We start from the raw sequence: 16,416 nt of genomic DNA on the forward strand, positions 1-16,416 counted from the left end.
AAGGCCAGCCGATGACCGACGACCTGCAAGCCGGGGCCGCCCACGCCTCCGTCCCGAAGGAACCGTTCCTGTTCCTCTACATCACCCACCGGTGCACACTGCGCTGCCAGCACTGCTACATGGGTGACCGGCTCGACAACGAAATCCGCATGAGCCCTGCCAAGGTCGAGGAGATCCTGTCCGGCCTGCGCGTCCTGTACGGCCAGTACAAGGTGTACCTCCTCGGCGGCGAGCCGACGACGCACCCGGAGCTGGACGGCATCCTCGACGTGTGCAGGGCCCAGGGGTACAAGACCGTCATCACCTCCAACGGCTTGATCCCACCCAAGGTGTGGCCGGTACTGGACAACGACCGGCTCGACTCCTTCAGCTTCTCGATGGACGGGGCCCGCCGCGAGACGCACGAGGCGATGCGCGGCCCCAGCACCTGGCGTCCGCTCCTGCGCAGCATGGACCGCGCCATCGCCGCCGGATTCCAGACCCGGGCCATCTTCACCGTCACCACCGAGAACCGGGAAGACGTGTTCGCCGCGATCGAGCTGGCCGACCGGATCGGCCTGGAGATGCTGTCCTTCCACTACTTCACGCCCACCGGGCTCGGAAAGGACAAGCCGCACCTCCAGATCCCGCCCGCCGCGTGGATGGAGCTGTGCCAGGGCATCCGCCGGCACGCGGCGGGCCGACGGGTCCGCGTCTTCTACCCTCCGGCCTTCGCGACCCCCGGCCAGCTCCCCGAGATCAGCACCCAGGGCTACGGCGGCTGCACCGCCCGGAACCTCGAACGCCTGGCGATCTTCCCCGACAACCGGGTCTACATCTGCTCGGCGTTCTTCGACACCGAGCTGCACTACGGGACTTGGCGCAACGGCGGAATCGTGCCCCGCCTCGTACGGAACACCAGCGAACTGACCCTGGTCAGCAAGGTCGCCCCCGGCTGCCGCTCCTGCTCCCACGCCTCTGTATGCGGTGGCGGCTGCGCGGCGTACGACCACCTTCAGCGCACTCTCGTCAGCTCTGAGTGTGACCAGAAGACCATCCCCATCTGCCCGCTGTGGTCGATGCCGGCCGAACCCGCCGACACGGCACACCGGCTGGTAGACCTCCGCTGACCGCGTTCACGAAAGGCACTCGACTCCCATGACTTCGCCCACTCTGCGGGGGGGGGGTGGTGGAACAGCCTCGGCCCCCTCATCGGGGGCCCTCCGCCGTCGGGGACAGCATGTGCGTCACATGCGGACAGCCGTGTGTGCCGACCCTCCAGGATGTCGAGCTTGGCATCAGGTGCACGCACCGTCGGCGCAAGCGCGACAACACGCCCCGGTAGTGTCCGGCAGCCGGAGCTTCAGATGTTGTGCCCCGAGGCGGGCCCGGTCGACATCGGGCCCGCCTCGGTCGTCACTCTGCGCCGAGATTGCCAGCCGCAGCATCAATGCGCTTCAACGTCCGCTCCCGGCCCAACACCTCCACCGACTCGAACAAGGGCAGGCCGACTGTTCGGCCAGTGACGGCAACCCGGACAGGCGCCTGCGCCTTGCCCAGCTTCAACCCGTGCTCCGCCGCGGCAGCCTCCAGCCCGGCCTTCAGCGCCTCGGCTGTCCACTCGCCCGAGGCCCACCGCGTCCGGGTGGATGCCAGAATGCCGGCCGCACCCGCCTTCATCGCCTTCGCCCAGGACGCCTCGTCGTAAAGAGCCTCATCGAGGAACAGCCAGTCCACGTACTTCGTGATCTCGCCGAGAACGGTGATCCGAGTCTGCGCCAACTCGGCAACAGCACGGAACGACGCCTCGTCGTACTGCTCCGGCGTCCACGGCGCGTACGGCTCCGCCAGCCAGCGGCCGCACACCTGGATGAAGTCCTCCAGCGGCAGGGCACGGATGTACTCCCCGTTGAAGGCTGCCAGCTTTTTCACGTCGAAGAAGGCCGATGACTTGTTCACGTCCTCCAGCCGGAACATCTTCTCCAGCTCGTCGTACGGCCGGAGCTCCACGTTGTCACCGGGCCCCCAGCCGAGCAGCATGAGGTAGTTCACCAGCGCGTCCGGCAGATAGCCCTCAGCGAGGTAGTCCTCCAGCGCCACCTTGTCGCGCCGCTTCGACAACTTCTGACGCTTCTCATTGACGATCACTGGCAGGTGCGCCCAGACCGGAGGCTCCGCACCGAATGCCTCCCACAGCAACTGCTGCTTCGGCGTGTTCGACAAGTGCTCTTCGCCGCGGATGACGTGCGTGATTCCCTCGCGGATATCGTCCACGGCGTTGGCCAGGACGAACACCGGGTTCCCGTTGCCGCGTGCTACGACGAAGTCCTCGATGGCGTTGTTCGGGAACTCTGTGGAGCCTCGCACCACATCTGCGATGACCGTCACGCCGTCATCCGGGGTGCGAAACCGGAGCGCCCGGCCCTCCTCGTGCTCCAGCCCGCGGTCCCGGCAGTAGCCGTCGTACCCCAGGTGTTGAGAGCCGGTACGCGCGACCAGTTCCTCGCGGGTGCAGTCGCAGTAGTACGCCTTGCCCTCGCGGTACAGGCGGATCGTCGCCTCCCTCTGGGCCTCCACGTTGTGGGACTGAAAGTACGGGCCCTCGAAGGCAGGGTCGGAGGCATTGATGTGGATGGCGGACAGGGCGCTCAGAATGCCGTCGACCCACTCGGTTCGGTTCCTGGCCTCGTCGGTGTCCTCGATGCGCAGCACGAATTTGCCATCCGCTTGCTGTCGGGCGACGGCCCAGTTGAAGAGGGCGGACCGTGCTCCCCCGACATGGAACATGCCTGTCGGAGACGGGGCGAAGCGAACTCGGATCGTGTTTGCTGGCATAGCCCCAGGGTAGTCGGCACGCGCCGCATGAGGTCGCAACGCTATGCGGGCGCCAGCCCGTCCATACCCTGTCAGAGCGTCGGGGGTTGACAGTCCACCTCAGCTTGAGCAGGTTCTGATTCGAACCTGTTCCTGTACGAGGGCCGACAGTTCGGCCGCCTGAACCCCGGCGTCGGCCTCCTCCCCGCGACGCCACCCCCATCTGCCGGTCGGTCTATACCTCCGGGGCGTCCCATCCGGCAGTCAGCCGCGTCAGTCCCGGCGGTCCGCCGGGGCCAGCAGATCCTCCAGGAACGGCGCCATCACCGTGTGCACGATCTTGCAGTCCAACAGCAGCGTGCCGGGGCAGCCGTCTTCGCGCCAGGCCGTGACCTCGGCCAGATCCTCCGGTGCGCGTACGGTGACGGCCCGAGCGCCCAGCGCGCGGGCCGTCCCGGCGAAATCGGTGTCGCCGAAGTTGACGGTCGCCGGGTCCGCGCCGCGCGGTGTGTACATGTGGTCCTCGAATCCGTACGACGCGTCGTCGTAGACCACCACCAGGCAGGACCGTCCGGTGCGCACCAGGGTCTCCAGCTCGGGGAGCCCCATCAACGCGCCGCCGTCACCGAGCGCCGCCACCGTCGTGCGGTCGGGACGGCCGACCGCGGCGCCGACCGCCCCCGCCAGGCCGAGGCCGATGCTCTGGAAGGCGGCCCCGGTGAAGACCATCGCCGCGGGATCGGGCACCGGCCAGTACATGGCGGGCCAGGCGATGAAGTGGCCGCCGTCCAGCACGAGGGTGCGGTCGGCGGGCAGCAGCCCGGCGATCTGCCGTGTGAGGGTGCGCGGATCGATCCGCCCCTCGCCCGAGTCCTCCGTGAAGGGCACCGTGTCCCAGCGGCGGGCGGCGGTGGCGCGGACCTCCGCCGAGCGCCAGGTGCCGGACCCGTCCGGCGTCCCGGCCGTGCCGAGGGCGTCCAGCAGACGGGCGGCGACGACCGAGGCGTCCCCGGTCACCGAGAGATCCCCGCGCCCGGCCGATCCGGGACCGGGCTCCAGATCGATCCGTACGACGGTGGCGCCGGGATCCAGCAGCCGCCCGCCGTGCAGGGTGAACGTGTCCAGGCTCGTGCCGAAGGCCAGCACCAGGTCGGCTCCGGAGAGGAGCCCGGCGGGCTCCGGGGCGGCGAACCCGCCGCAGATCCCGAGGGACCAGGGACTCTCGTCGAACAGCCCGTTGGCCATCACCGTCGTGGTGAACAGCGCGCCCAGCCGGTCACCGAGGTCGCGCAGCACCTTGCCGGCCCCCGCGCGCCAGGCTCCCGCTCCGGCCAGCAGCAGGGGCCGGCGTGCCCGGCCCAGGGCGCGGAGCACCGGCGCCAGTTCGTCGGGGCGGACCGTCGCCGCGGCGGCCGGTACCGCGGTCGTGTTGGCGCCGGGCGCCGAGGGCGTGGACACCTCGGCGCCCAGCAGATCACCGGGCAGCATGACGACGACGGGGCACTGCCGGAGACGGGCGAGTTCCAGCGCGGCGGAGGTCCGCGCGACCGCGGTGGCCGGATCGGTGAGGCGCACGACGGGTACACCGAGCGAGGTCACCAGGGCGCTCTGGTCGATGTCGTGCGCCCTGGGCCCGCCGGTCGGCGCGTCACCGCACAACAGGACGGCGGCGGAACGGTTCTTGGCCGCCTCGGCCAGGGCCGTGGCCGCGTTGGTGAGCCCCGGCCCGTGGGTCGTCGTACAGACCGCCACCTCCCCCGTCACCCGGAAGTAGGCGTCGGCCATGGCCATGGCACCGCCCTCGTGGCGGGCCGCCGTGTAGTGGACGCCCGCCCCGGTCAGGGCGGCGGTGGCGAGGATGTTGCCACCGCCCACCAGGCCGAACGCGTGCCGGACGCCATCGGCTGCGAGGGTACGGGCGACGGCGACGGCAAGCGTGGTCATGCTGACTCCTACCCGCCCCGGGCCGACAGGAGGCGCCGGCTTCCGGGGGCGGTGACGGCGGCAGCCGGGCGTGAGGTACCGGGGAGCGGAGCATCAGGCCAGCTCGAAGATGACCTCTCCGACGGTCAGCTCGATGCGGTTGGTGCGTACGAGTTCCCAGCCGCCCTCGGCGAACACCGACTGCCAGTCGTCGACGGTCGGCAGGAAGGTGCCCATCAGGTCGTGCCCGAGCTCGAAGCCGAGGGTGAAGACCGGCAGTTCGGTGTCCGGAAGCGCGGTACGGGTGGCGTCGCCGATCAGCAGCCGGCGCGCGGACGGGAAGACCTCGCGCAGTCGGCGCAGGGTCGCCACGCAGTTCTCGCGCGGCCAGAAGTCGTGGCCCATCATGAAGCAGGTGACCAGTTCGATGTCGGCGAACTCCGGGCGCGGCTCCAGCCGGAGCACGTCCCCCTGCACGAACTCGGAGCGGTCGGAGAGACCGGCGTCGGCGGCTTCCTTGCGCGCCACCTCCAGGGACGGGGCGGCGATGTCGACGCCGGTGCCCGTGCTGTCGGGGAAGCGGCGCAGCAGGTCCATCAGCCGGCCGCCGCTGCCGCAGCCGAGGTCCGCGACGCGGGTCACGGGGAAGTCGAGGCGGTCGATGGCTCCCCGGTAGGCCGGGGCGTAGGTGATGTCGTCGATCTCGCGGCAGGCGAACGCGATGGCCGCCGGGTCCCGGCGGTAGTAGGCGCCGGTGCGCTGTTCGTTGCGCAGCACCCGCGGTATCTGCTGGAACAGTTCGGCGCTGCCCCGGCCGAGCCAGTGGAAGAAGGACTTGTTGTGGTACACCGCGTCGAACCCCGGCAGCGGGGTCACGGTGGCGCCCTCGCGGTGGACCAGTCCGACCGAGGCCATGGCCCGGAAGAGACCGTTCGTGGAGAGAGCGTCGAGGCTGTTGCGGTCGGCGAATTCGGCTGTGTCCAGGGTGCGTTCGCGGTAGAGCTCTTCCAGTGCGCCCACCTCCCACGCGGCGGCGATGGCGAAGGCCGCGACGGCCGAGTTGTAGATCGTGGCAACGCTGCGCGCGCTGGTCGGCGCGATGTCAACGGTCACTGCTGAGCACCTCATCCCGGTGGTCCTGCGACGGGTCGTCCCCGCCCTGGCCCACCGGCAGAACCGGTGGGCGATTCGCGGTCCATGTTCCGAGCGCCCGTCTGGGCGGGCATCTCCGGCGTTGCTCAGCTCTCCGCGCAGCCCGGTGACGTCCGCCGCGGGCTGTTCAGGTGGACCGGCGCCGTGACGGTGCCGGTGTGCGGGGGACGGGGCCCGATCAGGAGCCGGCCGTAGGTGCTGAGTGCGGCGTACACGCCGCGCGGCCCCCGGCGCAGTCGGGGACGCGCCGGTACGGAGCGGTGGAACATGGTGGCCTCCGGGGCGGGGACGGCCGGATGAGGGAGGTCCGTCTCAGCCCCGGTAGCCCTGCGAGACGATGCGCTCGGCCGACAGCGCGTAGTAGGCGGGGTCGGAGGGAACCGCGGTGGCGAGGCCGTTGACGTAGCGGTTGTACATGCAGAAGGCCGCGGCTATCAGCACGGTGTCGTGCACGTCGGTGTCGTCGGCACCCTCGGCGCGGGCGGCCGCGATCGCCTTCTCGGAGACCGGTCGGGCGGCTTCCCGGACCTCGGCCGCGATCCGCAACAGGGCACGCAGCTTGGCGCTGACGGGTGCGGTGTCGGGGTCGGCGAGCACGGCGGCGACCAGGTCCCGGCCGCCGGGGAGCTGGGCGGCGGCGAAGGCGCTGTGCGAGGCGGAGCAGAACTCGGTGCCGTTGAGCTCGGAGACGTACGCCGCGATCAGCTCGCGCTCACCGGCGCTCAGCGAGGACGGCGCGCGCAGCAGCGCGTTGGCGAGGTCCCCCAGCGGGCCTGCGGTGTCGGGCCGTTGGGCCATCAGGCCGCTGATCCCGGGGAGGTCGTTGTCGAGTGCGATGTGCGTCATGGAAAGCCCCTTGTCGACGAGCGGGAAGGCAGGCGTCAGGGACATCAATACCTTCTGGACCAGGTGTGGAGCGGCCTGTTCGGCAAAAGAGACGGGCGGGGATCAGGGCCACTCGACGCCTTCGCCGGAGTCGGCACGGACGTCGGTCACGGTGAGAGCGATACGCATGTCGGCTCCTCGGGGAAGGCGGGATGCAGGTGCGGAGACCCGGCCACGAACTGTGGGAAGTCTCCCGATCCCAGGAAGGTAGTGAGCCCCGCCGGGAATGGCAACGTTTTGCCAGACTTTGGCAACTTGCCTGTATGGAGGGGTGTTGCCTCGTGACCACCTCGGCCACGCCGGTCCGGGCGGAGCGACGCCAGGGAGCCAGGTGGGAGGGCCGGAGGGCCTGCGGGAGGGCGGCTGGCCGGCGGCTGGCCGGCAGGAGGGCGGGCAGGGTGGCGTACCCGGAGAAGGAGACCGGGGAAGGCCGGGGAAGGCCGCCGAGGGCCTGCGGGCCCGCAGGCCCTGGGGAGCCTGGCCGGGCCCGCGTATGGGCCTCAAGAGGCCCCACAGGCCCCCTGCCGCTCCACGGAGCGCCTCCCGGACTCGCGGCACGCGGAAAGCCCTCGCCCCGGCCGGATGAACCGGGCCGGGGCGAGGACGGGGAGCACGCGGGGAGGCGTGCGGGGAGGATCAGGAGAGGTACAGAGGGATCAGGAGGGGCTTCAGGCGGCCCGGCGCCGGAGCAGGGGTGCGGGGCGCAGGGCCTCGGTGAGCAGGCCGCTCACCAGCCGGGTCTGATCGGCCAGCGTCGTGGCGGACAGGATGTCGCGCACCGAGACCTCGACGCCGAACTCCTTGCCGACGCGCCGCACGAGCCGGGTGACCAGAAGCGAGTCGCCGCCCAGGGCGAAGAAGTCCGAACCGTCGGACGGGAGCGGACAGTCGAGGACATCCCGCCACTGCTCGGCCAGGAAGGTCCGGATGCCACCCGTCGTGACGGCGGGCCGGGCGCGCCCGGAGATGCCGCGGCTGCGCAGCGTGTGGACGAGGTCGATCTGGTCGCCCAGATTCCGCCGCGACATGTCGTGCAGCGGGATCACGACGCCGAACTCCTTGCCGACGCGCCGTACCAGTCGGGTGAACAGCAGCGAGTCGCCGCCGCGGGTGAAGAAGTCCGCGTGTTCGGTGAGGTTGTGGCAGCCGAGCAGATCGCTCCAGGCGCCGAACATGAACTCCCGCACATCCTGGGCGGGATCGATGGGCGCGGCAGGTGCGTCGGGTGCGTCGGGTGCCGCGGATTCGACGGGTGCTGTGGAGGCGCCGGCCCGGTCGGTACCGGTGAGGGCGATGACGGCAGAGCGGTCACGGGTCATTTTCGCCACTCCTGTGGACATCGACGGGCTGGCATCATCTTGCCCGTCATCGTACGACAACCCCCACCTGGCTGGCAACAACTTTCCAAGGTTTCTGGCAACACACGTTGCCCGAACCCTCCCTCCAGACCCCGCTATCCAGCCACCTTGCGAGGTCAGGCGTTTGCCAACCCGTACACTTCCCGGATATCCTTTGGCATAATTGGAACGAACAGTGTGACGCGAAGACGGCAACACGGTCGGCCCGGAATCTCTGTCATCCATCCATCCGTTGGGGTGTACACGTGCTGGAGCAGCCATCCTTCGGCCGCCGGCTGAAGCAGCTGAGGACTGAACGCGGCCTGTCGCAGGCGGTGGTCGCCGGGGACGGAATGTCCACCGGCTATCTCTCGCGCCTGGAATCGGGCGCACGCCAGCCCACCGACCGCGCCGTGGCACATCTGGCGGGGCAGCTGGGCATCAGTCCCTCGGAGTTCGAGGAATCCCGGGCCACCTCACTCGCGCAGATACTGTCGCTCGCCACCTCACTCGAATCCGACGAGACCAGCGAGCTGCTGGCCGGGGCGCTGGAGTCGGCGCACGGGCAGGAGCCGATGCTGCGCTGGCAGGCCCTGTGGCTGCTCGGCCAGTGGAAGCGCCGCCACGGCGACCAGGCCGCCGAGCGCGCCTACCTCGACGAACTCGCCGCGCTCAGCGAGGAGATCGGTCTGGCCGAGCTGCGGGCGCGGGCACTCACCCAGCTGGCCAGGTCCCTGCGCGTCACGGGCGAGATCGTCCCCGCGGTCGAGGCAGCCGGGACGGCCTACCGGCTGGCCCGGGAGAACGACCTCTCCACCCAGGACGTGGCCGCCGCGCTGCTGGTCCTGGTGTCCGTGGAGGCGGAGGCGGGCCGGATGCCGGACGCCCGCCGGCACGCGTCCGAGCTGACCTCCCTGGTGGAAGGCCGCTCCGACACCCTGTGGGCCGAATCGCTGTGGACCGCGGGCGCCCTCAAGGTCCGCGAGGGCGAGTTCGGCGTGGCGCAGGACCTCTTCCAGCAGGCCCTGGACGGCTTCGACAGCCGGGAGAACCTCACCATCTGGCTGCGGCTGCGGGTGGCCATGGCCGAACTGCATCTGCAGAAGTTCCCGCCCGAGCCCGATGCCGCCCAGCGGTGCATCGAGGCAGCCGAGGCGGCACTCCCCTTCGCCCGCACACCCGCGCTCGAACAGTCGCTGACCGCTCTGCGGGCCCGCCTCGCCTTCCACGAAGGCAAGTTCGCCGACGCCCGCGCGCTGCTGGACCGGCTCGGCCGGGCCGAGCTGCGCCTGCCGTACCAGACCCGGGTGCGCCTGGAGGTCCTCGGCAACCAGCTGCGCATCCTGAACGGCGAGGAGGACGAGGGCCTGGCCGGGCTGCAGACCCTCGCCCTACAGGCCCAGGAGAACTCCAACATAGATCTCGCCGCGGAGATCTGGCGGCTGGCCGCCGAGTGCCTGATGAAGGCCCGCGACAAGGCGCAGAGCGCCCCGGCCGCCTGACGTACCACCCCGTCGCCCGGGGCACCGATGACCAGGAAGTCATCGGTGCCCCGGGCGGCGGCCTTTCACGGCCCCTCCCCGCAGACCCCATCCCCGCAGGCCCCCTTCCCGTAGCTCCCTCCCCGCAGGCTCCGCGCGACTGCCCCCTCGTCGATATTGCCAACCCGCCCAGAACTGTGGCAATATTTTGCCTGAGAAATGGCAAGGCTGGCACATTATGCGTATCGAGCCTTCGACCGGGGAGTGGCTGATCATGCGGATCATGAGGCCGAGCAGGTGTTTTCCCGGCGCTTCCGCATTCCTGCCCGCCCATCCGGTTGGCAACTTATTGCCAGGAGCCTTCACTGCCCATCCGTGCGCGCGGGGCCGGGCGCTCCCGTGTACCGACAGGAATGCCGAGGCGCTGCCATGACCGACGAGCTCTCCCAGCGTGCGCTGCTGGAATCCGCGGCCGAGGGGCTGCGCAAGCTGGCCACCGACACCCGGTGCCGGGTCGCGTTCGCCGCCCCCGGCTCGGTGCTGCAGGACATCCTCTCCCCCGCCGCGCGGCGCTACGTACTGGCTCCCGACCGGGACGGGTTCCTCGAACAGGTCGGAAAGCTGCGGGCGAGGGGCTACCTGGTGGCCGCCGAGTGCGCCGCGCCCCATCAGAACGCCGACGATCCCGCGCAGATCGAGCAGGTCGTCGCGGAGTATCTGAGCCTGCTCGAAGCGGAACCGGCCCCCGACCGGCTCGGTTTCGAGCTGTCCCAGGTGGGCCTCGCCCGCTCGTCCCGCCTCGCCGTGGAGAACACCGGGCGGATCGCGGCCGCCGCGGCCCGGCACGGCAGCGAGGTCGTCCTCAGCATGGAGCGCGCGCCGGGCGTCGACGCCGTACTCGCCGTGTACCGCCCGCTCTCGGACCGGTACGCGAACGTCGGGATCACGCTCCAGGCGCATCTGCACCGCACCGAGCACGACGCGGCGACGCTGGCCCGGCCCGGCCGTACGATCCGGCTGGTCAAGGGCGCCTTCCCCGAACCGCCCCACATCGCCCTGCCGCGCGGGCCCGCCCTCGACGACCGCTTTCTGGACCTCGCGCAGAGCCTCGTGGACGGCGGGGTCCGGCTGAGCCTCGCCACCCAGGACCCCGTGGTGCTCGCCGCGGCGCGGGAACGCGGGCTGCTGGAGCGCGTCACGGAGATCGAGATGCTGCACGGGGTGCGGCCGGAACTGCTGCGGCACTACCGCGAGTCCGGGCTGGTGTGCCGGATCCACGCCACGTACGGGACGAACTGGTGGCTGTATCTGCTCCAGCGCCTGGCCGAGCACCCGCCGATGGTCCTCAGGGCGCTGGCCGACATCGGCTCCGGCCGCACCGACACCGTCGGCATCGGCTACTGACCCGGACCCGACCGGCCGCCGCCCCGGACCCGGGGGGCGGCCGATCGGTCCTCAGGCCGGCCGCCCCTCCTCCCGGACCGCGACGGCGGCCGCGTATCCGCGCGGGACCGCGACGTCCTCCACCCGCCAGCCGGGCGGCCCGGCCACCGCCGCCGTACCGGTGCCGAGGTAGTCCAGCGCCGGGCTGCGGGCGAGACCGGTGCCGAGTCCCTTGAGGTAGGCCTCCTTGCGCACCCAGGCCCGCGCGAACGCGTCGGGGCGGTCGGCCTCGGAGCAGGCGGCCAGTTCCGCCTCCTCCCGGGGATGCAGCACCCCCTTGATCTCGTCGGCGGCCTCGGCCGAGCCCTTGGTCTGTACGTCCGCCCCGACGGGCGTCGCGGCGAAGGCGAGCAGCGCGAGATCGCCGCTGTGCGAGAGCGAGAAGTGAAGGGGCACGTCCGGGTCCTCGGGCGCGGGTCTGCCGTGCGGTTCGCCGCAGCAGGGGCAGGGCTCGCGCCGGAAGCGGACCCGGTCGGCCGCGATCCCGAGCTGGGCCCCGAGCAGCAGCCGCAGGGCCACATGAGCGGTGACGTAGCACCGGCGGTCGGCGCTGCGGCGCAGTGCGGCGGCCCGGTCCCGTTCCGTGTCGTCGAGCACGAGACGGGCGAGCTCCGCCACCTTCTCCGGGCGCGTGTTCGCGTCCGCCAGCCACAGGTGCGCGGCACCGTCGGGCAGCCGCAGCGGACCGGGGGGAGCCCCGGGGATCAGGACTCCGGGTATCCGCGGCGCGGGTGACGCGGGCGCCTCGCACCGCGGACTCCGGACAGCGAGGTCAGTACGCATGGCCGGTGGCCGTCGCGGCGACGAACCGGTACACGTCGTCCAGGAGGCCGTCGGTGTGCCGGACACCGTCCGCCCCGTACGCGTGCCCCGTCAGGACCGGCAGCACGTCCGCCAGGAGCCCGGCCAGTTCGCCGCCGTTCTCCTGGACCAGGGCGACGGCCCCTTCCCACAGCGCGGTACGCACCCGCTCCGCGGTGAGCAGGCCGTCGCCCGCTGCCGCGACGGTGAGCAGGCCGGCGATGCGCCGTTCCAGCGGCGTGGGTGTCCAGGCGCCGCACCGCGCGCGCTCGGCGAGTGCGTCCAGGCCCTCGCACAGACGCGTTTCCGCCGGCCGTGGCGTACTCGGGAGCTGTGCTGTGGTGTTCGGCATGGTGACTCCTCACGGAGGGACGGGTGTCGGACGGGATGCCGCGCACTGCCCCCGGCGGCGGCCTTTCAGGAGGAGGTGGCCGGTGCGCCGACGGCGCGGCGCAGGGCCTCGACGCGGTCGGTGCGCTCCCAGGTGAAGTCGGGGATTTCGCGGCCGAAGTGGCCGTACGCGGCGGTCTGGGCGTAGATCGGCCGGAGCAGGTCGAGGTCGCGGATGATGGCGGCCGGGCGGAGGTCGAAGACGTCGCCGATGGCCTGCTGGATGCGGTGCGGCGGCACGGTGTGGGTGCCGAAGGTCTCGACGAACAGGCCCACCGGTTCGGCCTTGCCGATCGCGTACGCGACCTGCACCTCGCAGCGGGAGGCGAGGCCCGCCGCCACCACGTTCTTCGCGACCCAGCGCATCGCGTACGCCGCCGAACGGTCCACCTTCGAGGGGTCCTTGCCCGAGAACGCTCCGCCACCGTGCCGGGCCATACCGCCGTACGTATCGATGATGATCTTGCGGCCGGTCAGCCCGGCGTCGCCCATCGGGCCGCCGATCTCGAAACGGCCGGTCGGGTTCACCAGCAGCCGGTAGCCCTCCGTCGCCAGCTTGATGCCGTCCTCGACGAGCTGCGCCAGGACGTGCTCGACGACGAACTCACGGATGTCCGGGGTGAGCAGCGAGTCCAGGTCGATGTCCGAGGCGTGCTGCGAGGAGACGACCACCGTGTCGAGCCGGACCGCCGTGTCACCGTCGTACTCGATGGTGACCTGGGTCTTGCCGTCGGGGCGCAGATAGGGGACGGTCCCGTCCTTGCGGACCTCCGTCAGCCGGCGCGCGAGCCGGTGCGCCAGATGGATCGGGAGCGGCATCAGCTCGGGCGTCTCGTCGCAGGCGTAACCGAACATCAGGCCCTGGTCGCCCGCGCCGCCGGTGTCCACTCCCTGCGCGATGTCGGGCGACTGCGCGCCGATCGACACCGAGACACCGCAGGAGGCACCGTCGAAGCCCTTGGCCGAGGAGTCGTAGCCGATCTCCAGGACCTTCTCGCGCACCAGCCGGGCGATGGGCACGTAGGCCGCGGTGCTCACCTCGCCCGCGACGTGCACCAGGCCGGTGGTGACCATGGTCTCCACCGCGACCCGTGCGGTCGGGTCCGCGCGCAGCAGCGCGTCGAGCACGGTGTCGCTGATCTGATCGGCGATCTTGTCCGGATGTCCTTCGGTCACGGACTCCGAGGTGAACAGTCTCCCGGCCATGCCAGTGATTCCTCTCGGAGAATAGGAATGCGGTGCCGTCGCGGCGTTTCCGGCACACCACGGCGCGCGCATGGAGCCACTGTCCATCCAAAGGTCAAACGCGCCCCGTGGACACGGCGACTTGGACAAGTGTCGGGAGGGGCCGCCCGCGAAGCGCACTCAGGCAGGTCGCGGGGGTCGCGGAGCCGCGCGGGCCGACGGGCGGCGGCTCCCGCGGCTCTGCGCACAGGAGAAGACGACCCCGGCGGCGGCAGGTCCGAGAATGGTCCTTTTCCAGCTGATCACCACCGTGCTGTCCCGGGGCGACGTGCTCCCGGGAGGTCTGCCGGAACGGAACCGTCGCCCCTCGCCGCCACGGTTCTCCCGGACACCATGCCGTGGCCGCGAGGCCGGTCCCGGCTCCCACCCGGCAAGGGAGGCAGAGCATGAGCGACATCCGCCCGGCGGCCCACGGGGCCGAGAGCGAACCGACGGCAGCGGCGGTGCTCACCGCGGCCGCCGCCGCTTCCACCGCCTACACCGCGGCGGCCGCGAAGGGCGCGGCCACGGCGCTGGTACGCATGTTCGTGGACCAGGGGGTGTTCGGCGTCGCCCTCCATGACCCGGCGCCGGACGCGGAGGCGGGCCCGGCGTCCGCGCCCGCCTCCGTGCCCGAGGCCGCCGAGGTCACCGAACCCACCGACTGGGACCGGATGTGCGCGGCCGTCGCGCAGGCCGAGGCACGCCGTGCCACCGACGACGGCGCGGCCCTCCCCCCGCTGCGTCTGTTGGGCGAGGCGGTGGCCCGGACCGCGGCCCGCAAGCCCGCGCTGCGCGCCGTGCCGCCCGCCGCTTAGCAGTTCTGAGGATGCGTCACGCCGGGCCGCGGGGTCAGGATCGGGCGCACGTCGCGCCGGCCGTCGGCGGGGGTGCGGAATCGGGACCCAGGAGGTGCATGACCGTGAGGCCGGTTGTCAGGGCAGTGCTGCGGGGCGCGCTCAAGGATGTGCGGTACGTGCGGGTGGTCGCGCCCGCCGAGGCGTACGGGCCGGTGGCCGAGGTGTACGCCCAGGTGGAACGGGACTTCGGGGTACTGGCCCCGCCGGTGGCCCTGCACTCCCCCGCCCCCGCTCCGCTCGCCGCGGGCTGGCTGATGCTGCGGGAGACGCTGCTGGTCGAAGGGGCGGCGGGCCGGGCGGCCAAGGAGGTCACGGCGACCGCGGTCTCCGAGGCCAACTCCTGCTCGTACTGCGTCGATGTCCACCGGGCCACGCTCCAGACCCTGGAGGCGGAGCCGGCCGGCACCGATGCCGCGCTCGTCGCGTGGGCCCGCGCGACGGGCCGCCCCGGCGAGGAGGGCCGTCAGGCGCCCGTCCTGCCGTTCTCGGCCGCCGCGGCGGCCGAGATCCAGGGGGTGGCCGTCACCTTCCACTACATCAACCGGATGGTCGCCGTCTTCCTCGCCGACTCCCCCGTGCCCGACCAGGCCCCCGGCTTCCTGCGCGGCACCATCCTGCGCACGGCCGCCCGCGCCATGCGGCCGGTCGGGCCGGGACCGCTGCGGGCCGGGGACTCGCTCGCCCTCCTGCCCGCCGCGCCCCTGCCGGCCGGCCTGGAGTGGGCGCGGGAGAAGCCGGCGGTGGCCGACGCGCTGGGGCGGGCGGTGGCGGCCGTGGATGACGCGGCGCGCTGGGTGCCCGAGCCGGTGCGCGAGCGGCTGCGGGAGCGGCTGGCCGGATGGGACGGCGGTCCGGTGGGTCTGAGCCGGGCCTGGCTCGGTGAGGCACTGGCCGGTCTGCCGGCGGACTGCCTGTCCACCGCGCGGCTCGCCCTGCTGACCGCGTTCGCCGCGCACCAGGTCACCGACGCCGATGTGGCCGCGTTCCGTGAGCACCGGCCCGGTGACGGCGAGTTGATCGAACTGACCTCCTGGGCCGCCCTGACCACCGCCGTCCACATCGGCGCCCGGTCGGCCGTTCCCCGTCCGGCGCCCGGACGCTGAGCCCCCGGCACACCCGCCGGTGACCGGGCGGTCATCCGGCGAGGCGGTGGATGCGCGGCATCGGCCCGGCGGGCCTGCCCGCGCGCAGACGCGAGGAGCGGTGCTGTGCCCGGAGCGGAGTGAGGGCGGCCACCGGCAGGTCCCGCAGCCGGGCCGCCGACAGGGGGCGGGCGGCGAGCAGTGCCGCGCGGCCCCGGTTCCCCCGGGCCACCAGCTCACCGGCGGCGTCCGACGGATCGGCCCCGCCCTTCCTCAACTCCGCTGCCAGTGAGGCGAGTTCACCGGCCATCCGCTCCACCGTGTCCGCCACGGACGCGGCGTTCTGGCCCAGGATGTCGGCCCACAGCCGGGGATCGCTGCCCGCGATCCGGGTGGTGTCACCCACTCCGGTGCCGGCCAGCGACAGCACCTCGGGACCGAGGTCGGTGAGCTGGGCGGCGAGCGCGGAGGAGATCACCTGCGGTACGTGCGAGAGGGCGGCGACCGCCCGGTCGTGCGCCGCCGGTGTCAGGTCCTTGCGACGACCCCCGCACACGAAGACCAGCTCGTCGACGGCGGCGAGCGCCTCGGGATCGACGGTCGGGTACGGGCAGAGGATCCAGGGCCGCCCGGTGAACAGGTCCGCCTGCGCCGCGCCGGGGCCGGAGAGTTCCCGGCCCGCCATCGGGTGTCCGGGAACGTAACCGAGCAGGTCGCTGCCGCGCAGCTCGGCCTCCGTCCAGATGTGCTCCTTGGCACCGGCCACATCGGTGTAGGCGCGGCCGAGCCCCCGGGCCTGGGCGTCGCACAGGGTGTCCACGACGGCGGACGGCGGGGTGGCGATCACCACGAGGTCGGCGACCGGGGTGTCCTCGGTCAGTACGGTCCCCGCCCCCATCCGCCGCGCCTGGTCCAGTGCGCCGGCGTCGAGGTCGTCGAGGGCGACCTCCACGCCGGCCCGGGTCAGGGCCAGCGCGATGGACGTACCGATCAGGCCGCTGCCGATCACGATGACGCGTTCCAGGCCGGTGGTGGTCATGGTGCT

At 72.1% G+C, this 16,416-nt stretch carries 14 protein-coding genes; 5 read left to right on the top strand and 9 right to left on the bottom strand.

Annotation, left to right across the window (positions count from 1 at the left end; genetic code table 11):
* Positions 1-11 precede the first annotated feature (11 nt).
* Entirely contained in the window at positions 12-1,109 is a 1,098-nt protein-coding gene (locus A6A29_RS17635; RefSeq protein WP_073721034.1) for a radical SAM/SPASM domain-containing protein, read from the top strand.
* A 286-nt stretch (positions 1,110-1,395) separates the two neighbouring features.
* Here the strand turns inward: A6A29_RS17635 and gltX are convergent, their stop codons facing one another.
* The 5 genes from gltX to A6A29_RS45270 form a co-directional block, all read right to left on the bottom strand.
* Positions 1,396-2,766, bottom strand: a complete 1,371-nt coding sequence (gene gltX / locus A6A29_RS17640; RefSeq protein ID WP_241838531.1) for a glutamate--tRNA ligase — start codon at positions 2,764-2,766, stop codon at positions 1,396-1,398.
* A gap of 300 nt (positions 2,767-3,066) precedes the next feature.
* On the bottom strand, positions 3,067-4,737 hold the full coding sequence (locus A6A29_RS17645) for a thiamine pyrophosphate-binding protein (RefSeq protein WP_073721036.1): 1,671 nt from the start codon (positions 4,735-4,737) through the stop codon (positions 3,067-3,069).
* A 93-nt stretch (positions 4,738-4,830) separates the two neighbouring features.
* Positions 4,831-5,829, bottom strand: a complete 999-nt coding sequence (locus tag A6A29_RS17650) for a class I SAM-dependent methyltransferase (protein ID WP_198953100.1) — start codon at positions 5,827-5,829, stop codon at positions 4,831-4,833.
* A gap of 351 nt (positions 5,830-6,180) precedes the next feature.
* Positions 6,181-6,714 (bottom strand): carboxymuconolactone decarboxylase family protein, encoded by a 534-nt coding sequence (locus A6A29_RS17660; protein ID WP_073721086.1) that lies wholly within the window; start codon positions 6,712-6,714, stop codon positions 6,181-6,183.
* A 707-nt stretch (positions 6,715-7,421) separates the two neighbouring features.
* Positions 7,422-8,072, bottom strand: coding sequence for an acyl carrier protein (locus A6A29_RS45270; RefSeq protein ID WP_073721039.1), 651 nt, complete (start codon positions 8,070-8,072; stop codon positions 7,422-7,424).
* Between the two features lie 284 nt (positions 8,073-8,356).
* Here A6A29_RS45270 and A6A29_RS17670 point away from each other — a divergent pair, with 284 nt between their 5' ends.
* Both A6A29_RS17670 and A6A29_RS44055 read left to right on the top strand, forming a co-directional pair.
* Entirely contained in the window at positions 8,357-9,592 is a 1,236-nt protein-coding gene (locus A6A29_RS17670; RefSeq protein ID WP_073721040.1) for a helix-turn-helix domain-containing protein, read from the top strand.
* A 408-nt stretch (positions 9,593-10,000) separates the two neighbouring features.
* On the top strand, positions 10,001-10,975 hold the full coding sequence (locus A6A29_RS44055) for a proline dehydrogenase family protein (protein ID WP_073721041.1): 975 nt from the start codon (positions 10,001-10,003) through the stop codon (positions 10,973-10,975).
* A 51-nt stretch (positions 10,976-11,026) separates the two neighbouring features.
* On the opposite strand, the gene A6A29_RS17680 is transcribed toward A6A29_RS44055, so the two are convergent.
* The 3 genes from A6A29_RS17680 to metK all read right to left on the bottom strand — a co-directional run bounded on the left by A6A29_RS17680 (position 11,027) and on the right by metK (position 13,411).
* Positions 11,027-11,797, bottom strand: a complete 771-nt coding sequence (locus tag A6A29_RS17680) for a 4'-phosphopantetheinyl transferase family protein (RefSeq protein WP_073721042.1) — start codon at positions 11,795-11,797, stop codon at positions 11,027-11,029.
* Positions 11,787-12,167, bottom strand: a complete 381-nt coding sequence (locus A6A29_RS17685) for a hypothetical protein (RefSeq protein ID WP_073721043.1) — start codon at positions 12,165-12,167, stop codon at positions 11,787-11,789. Before A6A29_RS17685 ends, A6A29_RS17680 begins: the two co-directional genes overlap by 11 nt.
* Before the next feature lie 65 nt (positions 12,168-12,232).
* Positions 12,233-13,411 (bottom strand): methionine adenosyltransferase, encoded by a 1,179-nt coding sequence (gene metK / locus A6A29_RS17690; protein WP_073721044.1) that lies wholly within the window; start codon positions 13,409-13,411, stop codon positions 12,233-12,235.
* 425 nt (positions 13,412-13,836) lie between these two features.
* Between metK and A6A29_RS17695 the strand changes: the two genes are divergently transcribed.
* Both A6A29_RS17695 and A6A29_RS17700 read left to right on the top strand, forming a co-directional pair.
* Positions 13,837-14,247 (top strand): hypothetical protein, encoded by a 411-nt coding sequence (locus A6A29_RS17695; RefSeq protein ID WP_073721045.1) that lies wholly within the window; start codon positions 13,837-13,839, stop codon positions 14,245-14,247.
* 104 nt (positions 14,248-14,351) lie between these two features.
* Positions 14,352-15,392 (top strand): alkylhydroperoxidase, encoded by a 1,041-nt coding sequence (locus A6A29_RS17700; RefSeq protein ID WP_079182831.1) that lies wholly within the window; start codon positions 14,352-14,354, stop codon positions 15,390-15,392.
* A 31-nt stretch (positions 15,393-15,423) separates the two neighbouring features.
* On the opposite strand, the gene A6A29_RS17705 is transcribed toward A6A29_RS17700, so the two are convergent.
* A complete protein-coding gene (locus A6A29_RS17705; RefSeq protein WP_073721047.1) occupies positions 15,424-16,410 on the bottom strand; it encodes a prephenate dehydrogenase in 987 nt (328 codons plus the stop codon).
* Between the last annotated feature and the right edge of the window lie 6 nt (positions 16,411-16,416).

This window comes from Streptomyces sp. TSRI0281, assembly GCF_001905125.1.
Lineage (GTDB): Bacteria > Actinomycetota > Actinomycetes > Streptomycetales > Streptomycetaceae > Streptomyces.

Coding starts and splice junctions, on each gene's coding strand:
- A6A29_RS17635 (WP_073721034.1), top strand. CDS start 12: ATGACCGACGACCTGCAAGCCGGGGCCGCCCACGCCTCCGTCCCGAAG.
- gltX (WP_241838531.1), bottom strand. CDS start 2,766: ATGTTCCATGTCGGGGGAGCACGGTCCGCCCTCTTCAACTGGGCCGTC.
- A6A29_RS17645 (WP_073721036.1), bottom strand. CDS start 4,737: ATGACCACGCTTGCCGTCGCCGTCGCCCGTACCCTCGCAGCCGATGGC.
- A6A29_RS17660 (WP_073721086.1), bottom strand. CDS start 6,714: ATGACGCACATCGCACTCGACAACGACCTCCCCGGGATCAGCGGCCTG.
- A6A29_RS45270 (WP_073721039.1), bottom strand. CDS start 8,072: ATGACCCGTGACCGCTCTGCCGTCATCGCCCTCACCGGTACCGACCGG.
- A6A29_RS44055 (WP_073721041.1), top strand. CDS start 10,001: ATGACCGACGAGCTCTCCCAGCGTGCGCTGCTGGAATCCGCGGCCGAG.
- A6A29_RS17680 (WP_073721042.1), bottom strand. CDS start 11,797: ATGCGTACTGACCTCGCTGTCCGGAGTCCGCGGTGCGAGGCGCCCGCG.
- A6A29_RS17685 (WP_073721043.1), bottom strand. CDS start 12,167: ATGCCGAACACCACAGCACAGCTCCCGAGTACGCCACGGCCGGCGGAA.
- metK (WP_073721044.1), bottom strand. CDS start 13,411: ATGGCCGGGAGACTGTTCACCTCGGAGTCCGTGACCGAAGGACATCCG.
- A6A29_RS17695 (WP_073721045.1), top strand. CDS start 13,837: ATGAGCGACATCCGCCCGGCGGCCCACGGGGCCGAGAGCGAACCGACG.
- A6A29_RS17705 (WP_073721047.1), bottom strand. CDS start 16,410: ATGACCACCACCGGCCTGGAACGCGTCATCGTGATCGGCAGCGGCCTG.